15 protein-coding genes are annotated in these 22,046 nt (G+C 35.1%); 2 read left to right on the top strand and 13 right to left on the bottom strand.

The window, feature by feature from the left end; all coding sequences use genetic code 11:
- The first annotated feature begins 197 nt into the window (after positions 1–197).
- Positions 198–1,019, top strand: coding sequence for a M48 family metallopeptidase (locus KFZ70_RS15375; RefSeq protein ID WP_139698555.1), 822 nt, complete (start codon positions 198–200; stop codon positions 1,017–1,019).
- Between the two features lie 66 nt (positions 1,020–1,085).
- A complete protein-coding gene (locus KFZ70_RS15370; protein ID WP_139698556.1) occupies positions 1,086–2,414 on the top strand; it encodes an MFS transporter in 1,329 nt (442 codons plus the stop codon).
- A gap of 52 nt (positions 2,415–2,466) precedes the next feature.
- Here the strand turns inward: KFZ70_RS15370 and KFZ70_RS15365 are convergent, their stop codons facing one another.
- From KFZ70_RS15365 to KFZ70_RS15305, 13 genes are all read right to left on the bottom strand, one after another.
- A complete protein-coding gene (locus KFZ70_RS15365; RefSeq protein WP_139698557.1) occupies positions 2,467–2,919 on the bottom strand; it encodes a MaoC/PaaZ C-terminal domain-containing protein in 453 nt (150 codons plus the stop codon).
- 54 nt (positions 2,920–2,973) lie between these two features.
- Complete coding sequence (locus KFZ70_RS15360; RefSeq protein ID WP_158293228.1) at positions 2,974–6,219, bottom strand: DUF5107 domain-containing protein; 3,246 nt, start codon at positions 6,217–6,219, stop codon at positions 2,974–2,976.
- A gap of 539 nt (positions 6,220–6,758) precedes the next feature.
- Entirely contained in the window at positions 6,759–7,793 is a 1,035-nt protein-coding gene (locus KFZ70_RS15355; protein ID WP_139698559.1) for an L-rhamnose/proton symporter RhaT, read from the bottom strand.
- Positions 7,794–7,802: 9 nt separating this feature from the next.
- On the bottom strand, positions 7,803–9,260 hold the full coding sequence (locus tag KFZ70_RS15350; RefSeq protein WP_139698560.1) for an aldehyde dehydrogenase family protein: 1,458 nt from the start codon (positions 9,258–9,260) through the stop codon (positions 7,803–7,805).
- Positions 9,261–9,276: 16 nt separating this feature from the next.
- Complete coding sequence (locus KFZ70_RS15345) at positions 9,277–10,041, bottom strand: enoyl-CoA hydratase/isomerase family protein (protein ID WP_139698561.1); 765 nt, start codon at positions 10,039–10,041, stop codon at positions 9,277–9,279.
- Positions 10,042–10,046: 5 nt separating this feature from the next.
- Complete coding sequence (locus KFZ70_RS15340) at positions 10,047–12,530, bottom strand: glycosyl hydrolase 2 galactose-binding domain-containing protein (protein ID WP_139698562.1); 2,484 nt, start codon at positions 12,528–12,530, stop codon at positions 10,047–10,049.
- Positions 12,531–12,541: 11 nt separating this feature from the next.
- Positions 12,542–14,101, bottom strand: coding sequence for a sugar porter family MFS transporter (locus tag KFZ70_RS15335; protein WP_139698563.1), 1,560 nt, complete (start codon positions 14,099–14,101; stop codon positions 12,542–12,544).
- A 97-nt stretch (positions 14,102–14,198) separates the two neighbouring features.
- Positions 14,199–15,800 (bottom strand): sulfatase, encoded by a 1,602-nt coding sequence (locus KFZ70_RS15330; protein ID WP_139698564.1) that lies wholly within the window; start codon positions 15,798–15,800, stop codon positions 14,199–14,201.
- 27 nt (positions 15,801–15,827) lie between these two features.
- The gene (locus KFZ70_RS15325) at positions 15,828–17,378 is read right to left on the bottom strand and encodes an alpha-L-fucosidase (protein ID WP_139698565.1); all 1,551 of its coding nucleotides are present in this window, start codon (positions 17,376–17,378) and stop codon (positions 15,828–15,830) included.
- A 63-nt stretch (positions 17,379–17,441) separates the two neighbouring features.
- Positions 17,442–18,512 (bottom strand): Gfo/Idh/MocA family protein, encoded by a 1,071-nt coding sequence (locus tag KFZ70_RS15320; protein ID WP_139698566.1) that lies wholly within the window; start codon positions 18,510–18,512, stop codon positions 17,442–17,444.
- Between the two features lie 2 nt (positions 18,513–18,514).
- The gene (locus tag KFZ70_RS15315) at positions 18,515–19,753 is read right to left on the bottom strand and encodes an ABC transporter substrate-binding protein (protein ID WP_407515706.1); all 1,239 of its coding nucleotides are present in this window, start codon (positions 19,751–19,753) and stop codon (positions 18,515–18,517) included.
- Positions 19,753–20,895, bottom strand: coding sequence for a CaiB/BaiF CoA-transferase family protein (locus tag KFZ70_RS15310; protein WP_139698568.1), 1,143 nt, complete (start codon positions 20,893–20,895; stop codon positions 19,753–19,755). The genes KFZ70_RS15315 and KFZ70_RS15310 overlap by 1 nt, the downstream gene beginning before the upstream one ends.
- Positions 20,896–20,903: 8 nt before the next feature.
- Positions 20,904–22,046 (bottom strand): CaiB/BaiF CoA-transferase family protein, encoded by a 1,143-nt coding sequence (locus KFZ70_RS15305; RefSeq protein ID WP_139698569.1) that lies wholly within the window; start codon positions 22,044–22,046, stop codon positions 20,904–20,906.

Raw genomic sequence — 22,046 nt, 5'->3', positions numbered from 1 at the left:
AGGGCAGCGTATTGGTATTCAGTTGAAGGGTATTTAACAATCAGTAATTCTAAATAATTTGGTTTTATTTCAACTAGGCTTAAAATATTTTTTAATTTTGAGTATAGTGATAAAAATTGGATGTAATAGTCCTATTTAAGAAAAGGAACAATTTTTGTAACTTTAGATTGATAACTAAAAAAAGAAAAATAAAAAAGATGAAAATCAAACATTTGTTTATAGGTTTAGGAATTGCGGCCTTTGTTTTTTCATGTTCAACAAATCCCTTTACGGGAAAAAAAACAATGGCTCTTGTGCCTAATTCACAGTTATTCCCTACTTCTTTTACTCAATATAATCAGTTTCTAACAGAAAATAAAGTGATAACAGGAACGTCTGATGCTAAAATGATTAAACGAGTAGGTGAGCGTATTGCATCGGCATCAGAAAAGTGGCTCAGTGCTAATGGATATCACGGCTATTTAAAGGATTACAAATGGGAGTACAATTTAGTGGACGATGAAACCGTAAATGCTTGGTGCATGCCCGGCGGAAAAATTGTATTCTATACTGGTATTTTACCCATAGCAAAAAGTGAGGCAGGGGTTGCCGCCATTATGGGACATGAAGTGGCTCACGCCTTAGCAAATCATGGTCAGCAACGTATGAGTGCTGGTATGTTACAGCAATTAGGGGCCGTTGCCGGAAATATTGCTCTACAAGATGAAAGTGCTAGGAACGCATTCAATCAGTATTATGGTGTAGGGTCTCAAGTAGGTGTTATGTTGCCTTTTAGTAGAAACCATGAGACTGAAGCAGATAAAATAGGATTGTATCTTATGGCTATTGCTGGATATAACCCGAATGAAGCGGCTGAGTTATGGAAGCGTATGAAAGCCAATGCAGGAAGCGGACAAGCACCACCAGAGATATTAAGTACACACCCATCTAACGATTCTCGCATAGCCAATTTAACGGCTTTAGCACCAACAGCAATTGCAGAAGCGAAAAAATTTGGGGTGACTGAATTCAGAGATTAGAAACTTATTTTAAATAGAAAAAATATTTGACTATTTTAGAGCGACTCAAAAAAGGGTCGTTTTTTTATGGAAAAACTTGAAAAAGGAAGTAAAAAGCTTCTAAATGCATGGGCATTTTATGATTGGGCTAATTCGGTATATACCCTTACTATTGCCTCCTCAATATTCCCAATCTTTTATGCTACGTTATTTAATTCTAAAGACGAGTTGGTTTCTGCCTTTGGCTTTAACATGAAGCAAACGGTTTTAATTGAAATAATTACAGCTTTTACGTTTTTGGTGGTTGCTTTTTTATCACCAATTTTATCTGGTATTGCAGATTACATAGGTAACAAAAAAGGGTTTATGAAGTTTTTCTGTTATGTTGGAGGTTTTGGTTGTATTGGTTTATATTGGTTTAATTTAGATTTTATTCACCTAAGTGTGCTATTTTACTTCATGGGCTTAATAGGGTATTGGGGGAGTTTGGTTTTTTATAATTCGTATTTGCCCGATATAGCTTTTGAAGACCAACAAGATGCTATAAGCGCCAAAGGGTTTTCATTGGGGTATATAGGAAGCGTTCTGCTGTTGATATTAAACTTAGCCATGGTTATGAAACCCGATTGGTTTGGATTTGATATAGGAACAACCGAAGCAGAAAAAGATCTCGCTTCTATTAAAGCCATGAAAATCTCTTTTGTTACCGTTGGGGTATGGTGGATTCTGTTTAGCCAATATACCTTTTATGTATTGCCTAAAGGGGTTTCTGCTGGACATAAGGTAACCAAAGATGTGGTTTTAAAAGGATTCCAAGAGTTGAATCAAGTTTGGGCACAATTAAAACAGAATTTAAGATTAAAACGGTATTTGTATGCTTTTTTTGTTTTCAGCATGGCGGTTCAAACTATTATGCTTATGGCTGTTTATTTTGGAGAGAAGGAAATAGCTTGGGGCAGTGCTGGAGAAAAAACAATGGGACTTATTGTTAGTATTTTAGTTATTCAATTGGTGGCCATAGTAGGCGCTGTTTTAACCTCAAAATCATCTGCTAAATTTGGAAATATAAAAACATTAATAGCTATAAACGTAATTTGGTTGTTTTTGTGCGTGATGGCCTATTTTTTACATACTCCAGTACAATTTTATGCTACGGCAACCTTGGTAGGCTTGGTCATGGGCGGTATACAATCTTTAGCCCGGTCAACTTATTCAAAATTTTTGCCAGAAACAGAAGATTCTACGTCTTATTTCAGTTTTTATGATGTTGCTGAAAAAATTGGTATTGTTATAGGGATGACCATTTTTGCTCTGGTAGACCATTTTAGTAGTATGAGAAATGCGGTGCTATTTTTATTTGTTTTTTTTCTTATTGGAATAATTTTACTCTTTAGAGTTCCTAAATATCAGAAGTAAGTAAAGAGTGGATATCCATTCTTTACTTACTCATGCTTATTTTTTTATGTGTTTAACGTTCGTATTCTTTTTTCTTAGCTAAAAGGATATGGTCACAAACCAAGACCAATTCATCATTTTGATTAAATATCTCAACATGTTCATTAATTTGTCCTAATTCAGGACGTTTTGATTCTTTTTTTTCGCTAATGGTTACAGCAACCCTAATAGTATCTCCAATGTAAACGGGCTTTATAAAGCGTAACCTATCATACCCTTTTGAGAAGGCTTCGGGGTTTATTTCTGTAGCAGTCATACCAATACCCACAGAAAAGGTTAAGGTGCCATGTGCAATGCGTTGTTTAAAAGGTTGTGTTTTACACCACTCAGCGTCCATATGATGTGGAAAAAAATCTCCTGTATGACCAGCATGAGTAACAAAATCTGATTCTGTAATGGTTCTTCCCAAGGTTTCTCTTTTATGACCTAATGTGTAGTCTTCGTAAAATTGTGATTTAATATGCATGTTTTTTTATTTTATTAGCGTTCTTACTAAACTTAATTTTCTTATCAGAATTTTTTAATCATTAACTAAAATGTTGGCCCACAAGTTATTTCTATAGGTTTTTAGGGCTTCTTTAAAAAGAGCGTTAGCCTTTTCGGTATCACCTAATCCTCTATGACCTAATGCTTGAAGACAAAGCCCATTGGATTTCGTTTTATTTAAGTTTGATGATGATTCCTCAACAGCAATTAATGTCATGTTACTGCCTTTATTAATAATTTTATCACCTGTTTTGATGAGATTTCTAAATAGATTTTGGGCTTCTTCAGTCTTTCCTAGTTTTAAAAGTGATAGTCCCTGAAAATACTTTAAATCGTACATGCCATATCCGTTGTTGGCATTGGCGCTTAATGTATAATGGGTTTTAGCTTTTTTAGATTTGTTAAGGGCAGTATAAGCCTCCCCAAGATAATAGTGAATCAATGCATTTTTTTCATCGGTTGATGATTTACCAACTTCTAAGTTTACTGGATATTCAAAAGCTTTATTCAAATATTCTATAGCGCCTTGTGCATTGTTTTGTGAAATTAAATGTTTTGCTTTTAAAACATAGGTATCTACGTAATGCCAATAAATTTCTCGGCCACCCTCCCAAGTTCTAAAATGATGCGTGTTTAAAAAATTTATAGCTTGATCATAATTGCCATTTAAATTGAGCAATTCAACATACATTTTTGGAGCGGTAATATCTTGTTTAATAACGTTTAAGTTTGATTCTAAAATACTAAGGCATTCTTCGTAACCTTTGTTTGTATAGTCAAAATACTTCGCTAACTCTGTATACCAAATAGCATGCGAATTATCTAAGTTTATGGCTTTCAAAATATAATTAACAGCTTCATCATAATTCTGTTTGTGATAAAAACTACCAAAAGCCAAATTCCTTAAAGTCATAGGAAAATCAGGTTGTATATTCAAGGCCTTTTCCCAAGCCAAAATGGCTTCACTAGGGCGGTGGTCAAATAACAAATTACCTAATAAATAATAAGCATCTGCATTGTTGTTATCTAATTTTAAAGCATGTTTTAAAATGGTTTCCGTTTCTGCACGATAGGGAAAGCAGTAATCTAAAGACAGTTGTTTGGCATCTGCAATAAGAGATTTTGCGATTTTTGTGTTATTTGACTGCGCATATAAATAGGATAAATAATAATAGATGAGGGGATTTTTAGGAGCTGTTATTGATTCTAAAACCTGAATAGCTTCTTCGTTAAAACCAGCATTCAAATAGGGCAAAGCTATTTCTAAAAAGTTATTATCAACGTTTTGCATACCGTTCTTTAAGTCAGACCAATCATTAGAACTATTTAATTTAGAAAGTTCATTTAGTGCGGTATAATTTAAGGGATCAAAAGCAATTAAGTTTTTTAAAATGGATTGCGCTTTGTTTGGCTGATCCGTTTTTCTTAATAGTATGCTATACAGTACTATAATTTTACCATCTAAATTATTTGTTGAATAGGCTTTCTCAATATATTCCAATGCTTTTTGGATATTAGATTGTTTAGATTCTAGTTGTGCTAATTGAAAATTCCCTGCGGAAGCCCATTCATAATACCAGGTTGCCCGAGCAAAATATTTATAAGCTTCATAGTTATTTCCCAAGGCTTTGTGAGCTATTCCCAAATAGTAAAAAATTTCACCTTCCTTGGGTTGATAATATTTAATATGCAGTTTATGAGCAGCAGTTTCTAAATATTGTAAACCTTCAGCATAGCGCATTTGATTGAGTCTACGTTTTCCTAAGGCTATGTTTACCCGATGGTCGTTTGGAGCTTTCTGTAAAGCTGCTAGATAATAATCATCAGGGTTCATCCCAGGACGATTAAATTGCTCAACAAAACGCCCTGTTAAATATAAATCTTCAACAGATTCAATTTCATCAGCATCTAATATCTTTTCTTGAGGGCTAGGTAACTCAGGCCGTTTGGGTTGGTAAGGTTTGTAGGATATAATACTGTTATTGTTGTCATCTTTTAACTCAATATGAAGCTTATATTCATCTAAATCGGTTTTACTCTTATAGGTTGTTGTAAAAGGACTTGTTGGGTCAATATTGATTTGACCTTGAGCAATGATAGCACCGTTATATTGCAATGTATATTGTGCATTTTTAAACGGTTTTGTGGTATTGAATCCATAAAAAACGGTCTTTTTGTTTCGCATTTGAAGCGTAACCGAAGCGTCAATAGTTGCATTTTTTACAACTTCAATGTCTCTAATAGGATACCAATAATTTTTTGCTTCTTTTACGGAATGGGGAATAATCCAGCTATAATCAGGTTGGTTATTTGAAAATGTTCCAGTCATAAGTTCAACATAAGCTTTTCCGTCATCGGTAAGCTTTCTTCTTGCATTTTGACCTGCCAAACCAGGACCAAATTGCCATAGTTTTGAAGCATTATTTTTATAGGGATCACCAACGTGTATCATGCCTGCATTTTGACCATAATCATATCCTCCAATAAAACCTTCCTTAATATCCCACATAAAAAATGAAACAGGATTGGGGTGATTTTTCCACCAGGTTAAGTCTACTCCTGCTTTATAACTTGTTCTAGCATAGTGCTCAGTATCATTTGAAATAGGCCAGCTTATAAAACTGGTATTGTTATGGTAGACTCCTATTTCTTGACTTGGAGGCCAAAACGTTCTAAAATCGTTATTAGCAGTAACGGCTACATTTGCCCAGAATAAAAAGGTTTTTGTTAGTTCATTTGTGTTGTTAATTCTATATTCTGTTTCAATATAGGATCGTCCAGGTTTTAGGGTAATACCAACCACACCTCTCATACGCATGGTTTTTTCAGTTTCGCCAATCCAAATGGTCGCACTACCATCTTGATTTTTTATCATTCTGTAATCAACAGGCAACATGGTTGTTGTTCTGTGATGATGAGGGAAGCACCATTCAATACCACCAGAAACCCATGCGCCAAGTGTACCAATTAGGTCTGGTTTAATTACACTATTGGTATGAAAAAGTTCATGACCGTTTGTTTTATCAATAGCAGAGAATAGTCTACCTCCAAAAGTAGGTAATACCTTTACAATGAGATATTCGTTTTCTAGCACAATCATGTTGTAAGTTACATCAACCAGAGAATCACTTAGTCTTGTTTGCAACGGATAGGGGTAAATTTTGCCTTGAGCACCTTGAACACTTCTGCCCGTATAAAAAATGGGACTCACCTCATTGGCTCCAACTTTATAGGTAGGAATGACTTCTTCTTGTTCGTAAATTTTGACTTGAGATATCAAATTGGAGTTACAAAAAATGCAGAAACAAATTAAAATGCATGAATTTTTAAGGTTTTGAAATTTTCCCATGGTAGTTTAGTTTATTCAGTTGATTAAATTATAATATCTATTGATGTGCCCATATTATTATTTATGAAAGGCATATGAATAAAGCTAAGGTTAAATAGAGGCTTATTCAAATGCATATTTAGAGTATATTTAAATGGGATTTTATGAGATGCCAATAGTGTCAATAATTTAATAAACATGGGGAAGAGGCATGTATAACACTGATGTTTTAATAGCATATTCATTATTATTTTAAAATATCCTATTTGAGCATCATATTTTTTCATATTATAAAATAGCGTGGTGAGTGTTTAATTTTTTTTTTTTTTTTTTTATGAATTTAATAAGGAATGCTTTTTAAATTTAATAATTATTACTTAAAAATGAAGAATAGTTTATAATAAGTTTAATATATCTGTATTAGTATTGAAAAAATATTAAAACACGATAAAGCGTGTCTTGGGGTTTAAGTTGTAGTCATTTATGTTCGTTTAAATTAATGCATTGCCGTAGGCTATTACCACTATACCTACAGTCATTATGGCTAAACCACGAATTAACCAGTTTTTACTTTGTTTTCCAGCATTTTTCCATTCGCCAGTAAAATATCCTAAAATATTTGCAACCATGATACAGCCTGTTTGAAAAATAGCAAACCCTACTGTTGTACCTAAAGGACCTAACTCATAAGCTCCTAAACCATAAATAATTAATGAAGCACAATAAACAATAGACATGATTAAAAGAAGGAATATATTTTTAACACTTCCTTTATTACTAAAGTGAGTCCACGTTTTGTTTTTGGTAAGTTGTATACTAAAATATATAAGAATACAAATACCACTGCCAATAAATGCAGGTAACATAACCGCCAATCTTGCAATCCATGATGCATTATTAAACTGATCCTGCGATATAGAACCAATATGAGCCAAATTATCTGCTACATGATACGCTAAATTGAATCCAGCTGCTGAGAATCCACCAACTATGCATAAGATAATACCATTTCGCATTTTGTTATTAGATGTTTCATTGGTAAATTCTTGATTTTTCGATTCATTCTTTTCTCGTAGTAAACCTGCCTTACCATTGGCCATAATACCTAACATAATAATAAAAATGCCTAACAGAATAACTAACCCTCCTTTGGAGCTTAGTTTTTCAATGCCTCCCATAAAAAAGGGAAGGATGGACCCCACTAAGGTTGAAACCCCAATTAATAGAGAAAACCCTAGTGCCATTCCTATTTTAGAAATGCTTATACCCCATAATAGATTACCAACACCCCAAAGCAGACTAAACAAAAATATAATAATAAACAAGTTATTAGGTACTTGCCTATAGGTGTCAAACAGTCCGTCAACTAAGCCTAAAGTGGCAAGTATTGGCACCAGAAACATGGCTAAAAACCAAAAACCAGCCCAAGTGTTTTCAATAGCATAGTTCTCTGTGTATTTGCTCGGTAAGGCATAAAAACCGAGTAGTGTTGCGGCTAAAAGCACCCAAATAACTCCTATAACCATAATAAATAATTATTCGTAGTTTAAATAAATGGTTCTTTTTTGCAAATAATGATCTAAACCATAAACACCATCTTCACCAGCTGCCCCCGATGTTTTATGCCCGGAGTGATACCCTTGAATATTCCCAATAATCTGTTGATTTATGAAAATGGTTCCAACCTCCATTGTGTCTATCGCTTTTTGATGAATTCTATAGTCGTTTGAATATAAGTATGCAGATAAACCTTCTTCTCTATCATTAGCCAATGATACAGCTTCTTCAAAACCATTTACCTTAACAATAGGCATTACGGGAGCAAATAATTCTTGACTAATTGTAGCATGGTCTCCTTTAACATTCCCTAGAATAGTAGGCGTATACCAGTTGCCTTTTTCAAAATAAGCACCATCGGGGCGTCCGCCACCTAAAAGAAGTTCTGCGCCTTCATTTAAATTTTGTTTTACTAATTGGTCTACGCGATCTAATCCCAGTTTACTTACATTAGGTCCCATGTTAACGGAAGCATCAAACGGATCACCCACTTTTATTTGCTGTGCTCGTTTTATAACTTTTTCAGTAAACTCGTCGGCAATCTTTTCATCAACAAAAACCATTTCATTACAAATACAAACCTGTCCGCAATTAGCATATCTTGAAATAACGGCAGCATCAACGGCTTTATCAATATCGGCATCATCACAAACTATAAAAGGCGCTTTACCTCCTAATTCCAAAATGAGGCCTGTTATATTTTCTGAAGCGGCACGATACATGGCTCTACCAGCTCGTGTACTTCCTGTTAAGGATATTAATTTTGTAATAGGACTTTCTACTAATAACGAGGCAGCATCTGCTGTTTTTGTAGAAACCATATTAATAACGCCTTTAGGTATGCTAGTTTCATCGACTAACCGGCAAAACTCAGAAGCTGTAATTGGTGTTAATTCATGAGGTTTTATAATCATGGTATTCCCTGTGGCTAGAGCAGGTCCCACTTTTCTTCCAATGAGGGCTAACGGGTAGTTGAAGGCACACAAACCTACAGTAACCCCATAAGGAACTTTATAAATAGATAACCTTTTATTGGCGTCTTCAGCAGGGAAGATAGCCCCTTGAATGCGTCTGGCGCCTTCGGCTGCATAATTCATATATGTAATAGTATCATCAACTTCACCAAGTGCTTCAGGATATGTTTTGCCTTGTTCCATAACCAAAAGTTTTGCAAAATGTTCACGTTCGGTCTTAAGTTTACTCGTTATTTCATAGATGTATTTTGCCCTTGTATTGGCAGGTATCAATGCCCATTGTTTTTGTGCTTTTTCAGAAGACTCTAAGGCATACTGTACATCTTCTTTGGTACATGCTGTTACCGTAGCAAATACTTCATTATTTACTGGGTTTTCAACTTCAATAGTGTCTCGAGTATTACTGTCTAACCATTCACCATTAATGTAACATGAATAGTGCTTTACCTGTGTGTGTCCCATATGTTTTAATTAAAAATTATTCAAAATTAGGTTCGCGTTTTTCTACAAAGGCTTGAAAACCTTCTTTGGCATCAAACGTATCATATAACTTGTCCACGTTTCTTTTTTCAAGGTTTAAGAATTGTTTTAACCGCATTCCTGAACCTTTTCGTATTGTTTTTTTGATAGCTGCCATTGCTTTTTTAGGGCCTAAAGAAATCTTTTTGGCATAAGCTAAAGCTTTTTCTTCAGCATCTTCCTCCTCAAATAAATGGGTAACTAATCCATAATTAAAAGCATCTGTTGAAGAGAATGTACCACCAGACACCAATAGCTCTAGGGCTCTTGAACTACCAACTAGTTGAACAAGCTTAGGAATCCCGCCATTACCTGGCATTAATCCTAAATTTACTTCAGGAAGCCCCAATAAAAAAGGTTTATTTGATGCTATTCTAATATCACAAGCCATGGCTAACTCTAAGCCACCACCTAAAGTGTGTCCGTTTAAAAAAGCAATAATTATTTTAGAACTGGAGGCAATTTTTCGTGCTACTTTATTGGCCATAACCACCATGTCTTGGTTCTGAGCAGGTGTGTTTTTACTAAATACTTTAATATCTGCACCAGCACAGAAAAACTTAGGAATAGCACTTTTAATAAGTACAACGGCTATCGTTTTATCCTTTTCAATGCCTTTTAGTAATTTACTAAATTCTTTAAAGAAATGAATATCATAGCTGTTTGCTGGTGCTTTATTTAAGGAAATAATTCCTAATCGCTCATTTTTACTGTATTCAAACATAGTATTTAATTTTGAAATCCTCTTGCTATAGGCATTTTTTCATCAGCTTCTTTATGGCCTTCCTCGGCGCCTAAGCCAGGGTAATATCTAAAATAATTGGCCCAACCATATTTTTGTTTTATTTCAAAGGCTTCGAGACCAATAGCTCTTAGCTCTTTTTTGTCTTTGTCTTTATCAGCAACGAGTAAAAAATAATCATTTTCAGATAAAACGTTACCATCTGCATCCAATAATGACATTTCTGCATAGAATTTATCGCCTATAGTTCCTGGTACCTTGCAGGAAACATCCACGTATTTTGAAGCGCTGTCTCCTTTGATTTCTGCAATATCAAAACTTTCTTCTTGTATTAACTCTTTCTGATTATTTAAAAACTTTATAGCTATTTTACAATTTGTGTAATCTTGATAATAATCATTTACTATCCATAATTCACCTTTAAATTCTTGACCAGGAAGCCATCTTCTATTATAGTGTTTCATGGTAATTAAAAGTGGCTGGTATGCTTTTCTTACGTGGTCAAAAGATAATTTTTTATCTTGGTAATAATCTACAATACCCCATTTCATATCTGGTGCAAAAGTGATGTAGTGGCAAATACAAATGGCACTGGTTTTTGGTTTTCTTGTTCTGAAATGCTCTAATGCATATTGAAAAATTACGCCTTGGGCTACTTGAGTAGCCTCCACAAATGTTTCAAAACCATCTTTACTTTGATTCCCTAAAACTTCAAAATTAAGAGTTCTTAAGGCATCAAAATCGGTCCAATGATGTCCCCAACTTGGGCCTGGTGGCCAAATTTCTTCCTCAGGAATAAACTTCTTAATGTTTTCGGTATTCGGGCAAGAGGAAATCGCTAATTCCGGTATTACAGCATAATCTAAGCTAGGGAAGTAGTCTTCCATAACAAATTCACCTTCTCCATAAAACAAATCATTGGCATGAAAACTCTCGTTAGGTTTAAAGCCTAGATTTAACCCTACTTCATCACTTAAAGGTGACGATGGAATAAAATGCAATGGCGTAAAAGGTTTTATAGCTTCACCTAACTCGGTAACAAATTTTAAATTATGCTCAGGATCAGAAGCTGTCATAAATAATTCTTCCGAACCTTCAAGTAATACCAAACAAGGATGATTACGTTGCTCTTTTACCGATGCAATGGCTTCAGCAAAAACGGCCTGTTTAAATGCTTCATCTTTTGGTAATGATAAACTGGCAAGAGGTAATACATCTTGCCAAACGGTTATTCCTGCCTCATTACATAATTGGTAAAATAGCGGAATCTCTTCGGGGTGCCAGCCAAAAATTCTTAGGTTATTAAAGTTGGCTTCTTTGGCTAAACGAATAAGCTCTTTGTATTTACTTGGATGCGCACGCCCCATGAAAATATCTGGTGGTCCGCCCCAAGTCCCTGAGCGCATAAAATGTCTTTTTCCATTAATCATGACCGTCCAAGGGTTTTCAACTTCATCTAGCGTAAAACCAGGATTGTGCACCATTTTGACTTCACGAATTCCGAATGAGGTGTTTGTTGTATCTAATAAAATGTCTTCCCCTTCGGTTACAGTTACTTTGGCTGTATAAAGGTTTTGATCACCTAAATCCCATGGCCACCATAATTTAGCATCTTTGATGCCAAGGTTTAATTCGTATGAATTTATACCTTTTGAAACAGCAACCGTTTTATTTACGCTATATGTTTTAGAATTGAAATTTTCACCTTCAACATCTATTTGTATGTTAACGGTTTTTTCTGAATGATCATGGTTTTTAAGTTCTATTTCAATATCAAGAGAGGCTGAGTTTTCAGATGTTAACTGAGGTTTTACATAGGTGTCTTCAATGGTAATTTTACCTGTAGCTTCAAGATAAACAGGTTTCCAGATACCAGTAGGTGGTAAACTCACCCAATAGTCACCATGCCATGCAGGTTTTCTACCAGCTACCTGGCTATATCTTCGTGGTGCTGGATGCAAACGAATCATAAGTACGTTAGTACCAAATCGTAATTTTTCAAAACGAATGATATTTGACACATCAAACTTAAATTTAGAAAACATACCTTCATGTGATCCTAAAAATTCACCATTTAACCAAACATCACATCCAAAATCAACACCATCAAAAACAAGTTGAATGTGTTTTTGAAACATTTCTTTAGGCACATCAAACTGACGTTTGTACCACCATTCATGTTCTGGAACCCATTTGGCTTTTACGCTATTACGACCAAAATGCGGATCTTCAATACGCCCAGCACGCCACAAATCGGTGTATACATCGCCAGGTACTTTAGCAAAACTCCAGTTAAATGAATCACCAGTGATATCAAAGTTTAGTTCATGAAATCCTGTTTTTTGCCCTTCTCCAGGATGAATACCTTCAAATTGCCAATTGTTTCCGCATAAATCAAAAACAACTTTTTCATTAGAGGTTTGGCTTCTGCTGGTTAAGAAATCTTTTTCTTCTTGACTAATATTTTTCATCTATGTACTACTTATTGTATTAATTCTTTTTCTAATTCTTCTAATGATTTTCCTTTGGTTTCAGGAACTTTAAACCATATAAAAATAAATCCTATTACCGCAAAAACTCCAAAAATTAAGAATGTTATTGTATTTCCTAATGTTGCTAATTCCCAAGGGAATAGTAGTTGTACTAAAAATGCAATACCAAGATTTACCAATCCTACAAATGAAATAGCTATGCCTCTTATAACTGTTGGAAATAATTCTGAAAATAACACCCACATGACTGGACCTATTGACATAGCAAATGCGCCTACAAATCCAATGATACCTATTAGGATAAGCATGGTATTCATTTTTGCTGAAGCAGTAACTAGTGTAGACTCATGTGTGTTTGCTGCATCTTCTCCTAAAGCTGCTTTTAAAGCAGTTTTAAATTCTAAATCGTTTTCAAATACTTGATCTTTTAGTGGTAATATTTGTTCTTTGTCAATGGCTTCCGGAAGGTTTGAAATAGCGTCTTCACTGAGTACATACTTGGCTTGACTAAAACCATAACTTAGTAAAAATAAACAAAGGGCTATACCCACCATACCAATAATTAAAAGCGGTTTTCTTCCAAATTTATCAATGGCTAACATGGCAACAATTGTAAATCCTAAGTTAGTTAAACCAACTAGGGCGGCTTGAATAAATGAAGCATCTGTACCAATACCCGTTTGTTCAAAAATCATGGGAGCGTAGAACAACACTGCATTTATACCTACTATTTGTTGAAAAATACCAACCACTAAGCCAATAATAAGCACTTTTCGCATGGACTTTTTAAATAAATCGGTAAGTTTTGATTTTTCTTTTTTTAAGTCTTCTGAGATGCTTCGCTCAACTTCTTGTATTTGAGATTTTGCTTTTTCTTCAGAAAGCACTTTTTTCATGGTTTCAAGGGCTTCAGTTCTTTTGTTTTTGGTCATAAGCCATCTGGGGCTTCTAGGAACAATAAAAAGACCGAGGTAGTAAAATATAGCGGGAATAGCTTCAAGCCCAAGCATCCACCGCCAATTCCATTTTCCTAGACCCAATGCTTTTGCCCATTCGGCTTCAGAATTTCCCCATTTTAAGATGAAATAGTTCGTGAAGAATGCAATGGAAATCCCTATCACAATATTTAATTGATTAAAAGAAACCAGAAGTCCTCTTTTTTCAGGAGGGGCAACTTCGGCAATATACATGGGTGCAATAATTAAAGCAGCACCTACCGCAAGTCCGCCAATCATTCTAAAAATAATGAGCCAAAAAAAGGAACCTGCTAAGGCAGATCCTATGGCTGAAATAGTGAATAGAATGGCGGCATATTTTAGAATTAATCGTCTTCCGTGTTTATCACTCATTGGCCCAGCAATAATCATCCCAAAGGCGGCTGTTAGGGTAATAGAACTAACTGCCCAGCCCAGTTGAATTTTGGTAAGATTGAACTCAGGTTCAATGAACTTAACAACACCAGAGATGACTGATGCATCAAAACCGAGTAGGAAGCCACCCAAGGCTACAATGGCTGCAATACGAATGATAAATACGTTTTTTGACGACATAGATTTTAGTTTAAAGGTTTAGTTATAAATAAGTTTCATGTTTTAAGAATCATTAGATTCATGTTTGGTGTAAAACTTATTTGATTTGTTTTTAGTTTTATTTCTCCCAGTATTCATCTATAATTTTTTGAATGTGTGGGTAATTTGCATCAGTTTCATGATATAGTTCTCGTTGACTTTTCATTTCTTCTTTTAAGGATATTACAAGATCTTTATACTCAGGATTGTTGTAAACGTTAATGACTTCATACGGGTCATTTTGTAAATCATACAATTCCCATGCTGGCGGGGTTGGACCAATTTTTATACTTTGATCATCGGGTAACCACCATCTTGATCTTTGGCCAACTTTTTCTAAGTTCCAATGCCTGCCATAAAAGAAAATCAACTTATAGTTTTTAGTTCTTATTCCAAAATGAGCAGGAATATCATGATGTTCTAAATGTAGCCAATATCTATAATAGGAGGCGGTTCTCCAATTATCAGGTTGCTCATTCTCCAACAAGGGTTTGATGCTTTTACCTTGCATGTAATCTGGCACATGCCCTCCTGCAAGATCAATGATGGTTGGTGCGTAATCTGTATTGTTAATTATTGTTTCATTACGCGAGCCCGCTTTAATCAGTTTATTATATTTTATAATGAAAGGCATTTTCATAGACTCTTCATACATCCAACGTTTGTCAACCATATCATGTTCTCCAAGCATCATACCTTGATCGGAAGAGTAGATGATAATAGTATTGTCATAGAGATTATTATCCTTTAAATATTGAATGAATTTACCAATATTATCATCAATACCTTTAACACATCTCAAATATTTTTTTAAATACTTTTGATAAGAAGCAGAGGTAGCTTCGTCACCTGATAAATTAGGATCTATTTTCAATTTGTCTACATAATTGAAAAATTTATGTCTGTTTGAAACCGAACTACCTATAACATCTATGAGACTATCATTTTTGCCTCTAGTTCCTTCCGAGCCCCAATTTGGTTGATGGTATAAACTTTCTGGCTCAGGAATTTTTGAGTCAGCCAGATAGTCTTCATATCTAGGGGCGTATTCAAACCAATCATGCGGTGCTTTCATTTGATACATTAGCATAAAAGGTTTTTGAGAATCTTTTCTGTTTGACAACCATTCAATAGCTTTATTGGTAATCACATCGGTTGAATGTCCTGTTGTTTGTACCACATTTTTAGGCCATTCGCCTTTGTTTTTTTCTCTAAAAGACGGATTGAAATATTTCCCCTGACCTTCTAAAACACTATAAAAGTCAAATGCGGAAGGCTCTTCATGCAAGTGCCATTTACCTATTATGGCTGTTTCATAACCGCGTTTTTTCATTTCAATGGGTAAATACTGTCTATCACCGTCAATACCATTGCTAAAATCTAAAACCCCATTAGTTTGACTATATTGTCCTGTTATTATAGTAGCTCGACTTGGTGTACAAATGGAATTGGAAACAAAACAGTTTTCAAACACCATGCCTTCTGAAGCTAATTTATCAAGATTAGGGGTAGGGTTTAAAGACGCTAATCTGCTACCATAAGTGCCAATAGCATTAGTAGCATGGTCGTCTGTCATAATATAAATAATATTTGGTTTCTCAGGGAATGTCTCTTTTTTTTGAGCACACCCCATGCATGGTATTATTGTTAATAATATGATATATAGTTTTAATTTAAGCATTTCAATTTTTTAATTTTGAGTAAAAGTTTATAGGTTTACCTTATATACCAAGGCATGTTGCCCCGTTATTTTTTTAGGTGCTTTTAACTTTAAACCTTCTTGGGTTTTACGCCACGAAATGGTTTCATTACTTCCAAGTAACTCTATTGATTTTATTTTTTCATTGGCTCCAACATTTTCTTTTGAAAAGGTGGTTAACGTGAATTCTTGATTCGGTTCAGGAATATCTAACTGAATAACATATAGAACATCTTTTGATTTGTTTTGGGTAAATCTAAAATCTGTTGGTTTGTAGGTAACACCATTTCCTTGTACACCTCCAAAATGATTCTTTTTTAATTTGGTATCACCTTCTCCATAGGTTTTATAAGGACGAGTTTTATAAATAGCCTCACCATTATTAGTTAACCATTTGCCTATTTGTAACAAACCTTCTCTTTGTTTTTCAGGAATCTTACCGTCATGAGTAGGGGTTATATTAAGCAATAAACAACCGTTTTTGCTTGAAATATCTACTAGTTCTTGAATGATAATTTGTGGAGTTTTGAGTTTAAGATTAGATCGCCAGCTCCAACCATTCCAAGCATAAGAGTCATCTGTTAACCACGGAAAATCTGTTTTTTCATCAAAACGACCTTTCTCTAAATCAATAACTCCAACACCCTTTTCTAGATCTTCATTCTTATAAGTAAGAACCACCTCTTTGTCCCACTTTAAAGCCTTATTGTAGTAATAAGCTACCATTTCTTTTCTGTCTTTTTCTGGTAGTAAGAATACCCGGCTGTCAAACCACAATAAATCAGGTTTATATTGGTCAATAACTTCATGAATTTTTGCTTTCCACAAATCGATAAATTTTTGACTAGGTTTATCTTCATCTAATACAATGCCGTCATATTGACCACTGGCATTTTTCCCTAAACGGTAAAAAGTTTCTTTAGGCGTCACTTCACCAAAAAGCGATCTAAATTCAATATTTGTAGTATCGGCAAGACCATTCCATAAATTGTACCAACCCCATTCCCAACTGTGATGAAATGTAGCGACAAATTTTAAATCTTTAGCTTTTATGGCTTTTTCAAGCTCACCAACAATATCAAGTTTAGGCCCATAATTTACAGAGTTGTATGGGTTAACCTTGCTATTCCAGTTTGAGAAATAATCACAGTGCTCAGCAACTGGACCTACAAATTTAGCGCCTGATTTTTTAAACAGTTCTGCCCATTCAGCGGCATCAAAATGCTGTGCTGTAAACTTCGGAAAGAAGTCATAATACTGAACACTGTCGCCATAAGTTTCTAAATGATGTTCCCTTAAATCATGATTCCAGCCTTTATCTTTGTCTTCATACATATGATGTGAATACCATTCACCTTTTCCCATATATGAGTAAACGCCCCAATGGAAATAAATGCCAAACTTAGCATCTAAAAACCATTCTGGGGTTTGATGTTGTTTTAAAGATTCCCAAGATGGTTCAAAAGTATTTACATTTTTTTGAGAAGGGAACTCCTCTTTTTTCTGAGCATTGCAGCATAATGTTAAGAAGCAAAGTAAAGCGAAGCAGGATGATTTCATTTTATGATAAATCTAAATTTTATATAGTTTGTCAATCTAAAGGTGACCATATTAGTTATATGTTTAAGCATTGTATAGTGGCGTAACACCGCCATCATCATTAGAATCGTACGCAGCTTCAACAATAGCCATAGAATGTACTACATCTTCAACACTTGTTGGTAATACGTCTGTTGAGCCTTCAATATAGCGCATTAAGGAAGCCATGGTACCCACAAATGCATCAGGAAACCAGGAGCCTTCTAAATCTACTTCAATCCATTTTGGAGTTTCTCCTTCTTTAACAATACAATATTGAAATAAATCGGGTTTACCATTAGGGTAATCCAGTAGCAAGCCAATTCTAGCTTTTATGGCTCCTTTTGTGCCTTCCCACTTTACAAAGCTTTCTTGATTTTTTTCTCCAAAATTATGATCATGATTTGTGTTTATGATAGCTCGCATAGAATCATTGTAATCCATAATAGTAGTTGTTCTTGTGGATGACATGGGTTTACCTGGATTTTTCAAAGTTTTGGCATACACCTTCTTTGGGTTGCCTAAAAACGATCTGATTAAATCAATATAATGGATACTATGTTGCTGTATTTCTAGTCTGGGATGATTGACTACATTTGGGAAATATTCCCATGGCGTATAGGTGGTTAATCTAACCTCAAAATCATATAACTCACCAATATGTCCTTGGTCTATCATATATTTTGCGGCCATCACATAGGGCGCATAACGCATTTGACAATTAATGGCCGCCTTGAGTTTTTTTCTTCTACAAACTTCTAAAATATCTAAAGTTTGCTCATAGTTATCGCCCATAGGTTTTTGTATGAGTACCGCGGCGTTATCTGGCAACAGGTCAAGGGTTGGTACAAATTGATTTGGCATCAAGGTTAAATCATAGACCGCGTTTTCAGGTGCTGCTTCAACCATAGCTTCAACATCATCAAATACATTGGGAATATTAAATGTATTGGCTAAATCAATGGCACGTTGCTTTGTTCTGTTGGTGATGCCAGCTACATTAAATCCAGCATTTTTATAAGCTGGTAAATGTGCGTCTCTAACTATGCCTCCAGCACCAATAATGTATATAGGTCTATTTTCTTTGGGTAATTCTGGTTTATAGATTAATTCCATCGTTATGAATTTTCTATGTGATTAATTTTTATTTGTGCCTCATCAAGAATATCTTTTATCTCCTGAGTTGTATTAATAACTTTTAAAACTAAGTCATCTATAACATCTGCTATATCAGACCAATTACTTTTTCTAGGTAAGGAACGTGTGTTTTCGTGTAAAGCGTCTAATTTATGATAGTAGGGAACCGTTTTATTTACTTCTTTATCTATCCAAGTAGATTTTCTACAACCAATGGCGCCTTCAAGGGTAACTAATTTATCGTTCGCTTTGTTTACAGCAAATTTTATGAATTGATAGGCTAAATCTTTATGCTGGCTGCCACTACCAATAACATACATCCAATAGGCGTTTAGTGAGGTGTCTCGACCATTTGGTCCAGCAGGTACATCGGTAATATCAACTTTTCCTTTTACTTTTGAATCTTCTAAAAACTCACACATAGAGGCAAAACCAAACCAATTAACCATCATAGCTAATTCACCATTAGCAAAGGCCATTCCAGATTTTACAGAATCAAAATCACGTGAATTTGGGTGCATGGCATTGATGTTCTTTAATGCGTTTCTATAAAACGTCATACCTTCAATAGCTGCTTGTGAATTTAACTTAACCCTGTTATGTTCGTCAAAAAGGTCACCGTTTCTAGTCCATAATTGTAAACAAAAATCAAATACGGTATTATGACCATCAGGGTAAGCGGCAAATGTAGTGCCATACAAATTATCTTCAGGTCTGTTGAAAAATTCAGCAACTTCAATGAGGTCATCCCAAGTTTTTGGAACTACCAGCTGCTTACCATAATCTCTATAAAACCTAATGCCTTCTTCCATAGATTCAAATAAGTCTTTTCTATAAATTAAGCATTCAGGTCCATCATGAAAAGGAAGCCCTACGGTTTTATTATCAAATTCTTGTTTGTATAGTAAGGAACGCGACCAGCCATGAGGGAAATCTTCTGGAGGGTCATATTTAATGTAAGGTGTTAAATCTTCAATAGCGTTTGAGGTGTAGGCCTCCGTAATCCAATCAGTGTTGATTAAAGAAACATCCCAATCACCATTTTTTAAACCGTTGTTTTTTAATATGGTGTCATATAAGGGGTGAAGGTCAAATGGAATAGCTTCAAGCTGTAGAGGGCATCCTGTTTTTTTACAGAATGCCTCCCAGATTTTGTCTATGGCACTTTCAAAAGCATCAAATTTTCTAACCGCTATTTTAAATGTATTCTTACCCATCATTAAGAAATTAATTCCTTAACTATGGCTTCTGTATGTTCTCCTAGATGAGGAGAGCCTAACGTTGAGGTTAAATTTTTGCCATCAATTTTTATTGGGCAGCGGGTGGTTTTATATTCAAAGCCGTCACTCATGGTTACAGTTTGAATCATGTTGAGTACTTTAAATCCTTCTTCTGAAAATAAAGTCTCCCAATCCATAACTTTTGCACACCAAATATCTGCTGGCTCTAATATAGAAAGCCATTTCTCAGTGGTGCCTGTACTTAAATGGTTTGCAAGTTCCTTTTTAATAGCATCTCTTTCTGTAAACCAGGAGGCTACCTCGGTGTAAGATTTTAAAGGTTCGCATCCCAATAATTCTCCTAACACAGGGATAGACCCCATAGCTAAAACCATATAGCCGTTTTGGGTTTTGTAGATACCATAAGGCGCTCCTAAATACGCATGAGCACTATTGTTTTTTGGGCGTATGGTTGGTGCTCCTCCATCATGATAAAATGTGGTAATAGATTCAAATTGAAAATCTAAAATAGATTCTAACATATTAACGGATATTTTACTGCCTTCATTAGTCTTAGAACGTTTTACTAAAGCCGCTAAAATACCTTGAACCAGGTGAGCTCCAGAAAGGATGTCCACAAGCGCCAAACCAATAGGAGTGGGGCCATTGCCTTCAATACCATTTAGCCACGTAACACCTGATAGAGACTGGGCTAGTAAATCTTGACCAGGCTTTGTTTTCCAAGGCCCTTCATTGCCATATCCTGAAATACTGGCATATACGATATTAGGATTTAATTTCTTTATAGTTTCATATTCAAACCCTAAGCGCTCAATAACTCCTGGTCTGAAATTATGAACAAAAACATCGGCTTTCTCAATAAGTTTTAAAACCCGATTTTTATCAATGTCAATTTTTAAATCGGCCTGAAAACTTTCTTTGTTTCTATTAATGGCACGGAAAATAGAAGATTCTCCGTTTAAGTTTACATTTGAAACATATAGTTGCCGACAAATATCACCAGTTTCTGGACGTTCTACTTTAATGACTCTGGCGCCTAAATCGGCTAACCGTAAAGTTGCCGAAGGGGCAGATAAAAACTGACTTAAATCTATAACTAATATATCTTGTAATGGTTTCATGTTTTTATTTATAGATTAAATTCTTTAATGATATCTTGCGTGTGCTGACCTACTCTAGGTGCAGGTTTACTGGCAAAAATACGTTGGTCATTGACGCGTATAGGAGATCTTAAAGTATGTACTTCTTCTCCAGACAGTAAAGGTAGTTTTTGATCCATTTTAAGGACCTTGTAAGCTTCGTGATTTACAAGTGTTTTGTAATCAAGAACGTCTGAACACCAGATACCTTCAGTTTCAAGAAGGTTTAACCAATGGTTAGAATTTTCAGTAATGAATTTAGCTCTTAGAATATCCATGATTTCATCTCGTTTTCTAAACCACGACTCTGTGTCTGAATAGGCTTCAATTTCATTGCACTGAATCACTTGTCCTAACTTAAGTAGTGATCCCATAGCCAAAGCTATGTAGTTGTCTTTAGTTTTATAGATGCCATAGGGGGCTCCTAAATACGGGTTGGCAGCACCTTTTTTAGCTCGTTTTACGGGTTTGTTTCCGTCATTTAAATAAGTAGTAATGACTTCAAATTGTAAATCTAATGTAGATTCAAGTAGACTAACTTCCACTAAAGCTCCTTTATTGGTTTTTGAACGTTTTACAAGACTAGCCAAAATACCATGAGCTAGGTGCGTACCTGTAATTAAATCGGAAACCGCAGCACCAACAGGCACGGGGTCATCATCAGCGTTTCCAGTTAGGTTTGCAAAACCAGACATAGCTTGAATAAGTAGATCTTGTCCAGGCTTTTTTGCCCAAGGGCCAATCGTTCCATAGCCCGTAACCGTAGCATAAACAAGTCTTGGATTTATTTCTTGAACCGTATTGTAATCTAAACCAATTTTATCCATAACACCTGGTCTGAAATTATGAGTCATAACGTCGGCCTGTGCAATGAGTTTTTTTACGCGCTCTAAATCTTCAGGATCTTTTAAGTTTGCTGCATACGAATCTTTATTTCTGTTTACGGTATGAAATACCAAACTGCTTCCATCTAAAAACAAGTTTTTAAGTGCAATTTGTCTTCCTGCTTCCCCGCTATTTGGGCGTTCTATTTTGATAACTCTAGCTCCTAAATCAGCTAATTTTAAACCAGCCGATGGACCAGCCATAAATTGTGCAAATTCAAGAACTAAAACACCTTCTAATGGTTTCAT

The organism is Allotamlana fucoidanivorans (genome assembly GCF_045788535.1).
Lineage (GTDB): Bacteria > Bacteroidota > Bacteroidia > Flavobacteriales > Flavobacteriaceae > Allotamlana > Allotamlana fucoidanivorans.
The sequence above is the reverse complement of the archived record's forward strand: the minus strand, read 5'-3'. Positions and strand labels throughout refer to the sequence as shown.

What these genes read in the sequence shown, in the direction of transcription:
- KFZ70_RS15375 (WP_139698555.1), top strand. Translation starts at nt 198, where the DNA reads ATGAAAATCAAACATTTGTTTATAGGTTTAGGAATTGCGGCCTTTGTT.
- KFZ70_RS15310 (WP_139698568.1), bottom strand. Translation starts at nt 20,895, where the DNA reads ATGAAACCATTACAAGATATATTAGTTATAGATTTAAGTCAGTTTTTA.
- KFZ70_RS15320 (WP_139698566.1), bottom strand. Translation starts at nt 18,512, where the DNA reads ATGGAATTAATCTATAAACCAGAATTACCCAAAGAAAATAGACCTATA.
- KFZ70_RS15350 (WP_139698560.1), bottom strand. Translation starts at nt 9,260, where the DNA reads ATGGGACACACACAGGTAAAGCACTATTCATGTTACATTAATGGTGAA.
- KFZ70_RS15315 (WP_407515706.1), bottom strand. Translation starts at nt 19,753, where the DNA reads ATGATGGGTAAGAATACATTTAAAATAGCGGTTAGAAAATTTGATGCT.
- KFZ70_RS15325 (WP_139698565.1), bottom strand. Translation starts at nt 17,378, where the DNA reads ATGAAATCATCCTGCTTCGCTTTACTTTGCTTCTTAACATTATGCTGC.
- KFZ70_RS15345 (WP_139698561.1), bottom strand. Translation starts at nt 10,041, where the DNA reads ATGTTTGAATACAGTAAAAATGAGCGATTAGGAATTATTTCCTTAAAT.
- KFZ70_RS15340 (WP_139698562.1), bottom strand. Translation starts at nt 12,530, where the DNA reads ATGAAAAATATTAGTCAAGAAGAAAAAGATTTCTTAACCAGCAGAAGC.
- KFZ70_RS15365 (WP_139698557.1), bottom strand. Translation starts at nt 2,919, where the DNA reads ATGCATATTAAATCACAATTTTACGAAGACTACACATTAGGTCATAAA.
- KFZ70_RS15370 (WP_139698556.1), top strand. Translation starts at nt 1,086, where the DNA reads ATGGAAAAACTTGAAAAAGGAAGTAAAAAGCTTCTAAATGCATGGGCA.
- KFZ70_RS15305 (WP_139698569.1), bottom strand. Translation starts at nt 22,046, where the DNA reads ATGAAACCATTAGAAGGTGTTTTAGTTCTTGAATTTGCACAATTTATG.
- KFZ70_RS15335 (WP_139698563.1), bottom strand. Translation starts at nt 14,101, where the DNA reads ATGTCGTCAAAAAACGTATTTATCATTCGTATTGCAGCCATTGTAGCC.
- KFZ70_RS15355 (WP_139698559.1), bottom strand. Translation starts at nt 7,793, where the DNA reads ATGGTTATAGGAGTTATTTGGGTGCTTTTAGCCGCAACACTACTCGGT.
- KFZ70_RS15330 (WP_139698564.1), bottom strand. Translation starts at nt 15,800, where the DNA reads ATGCTTAAATTAAAACTATATATCATATTATTAACAATAATACCATGC.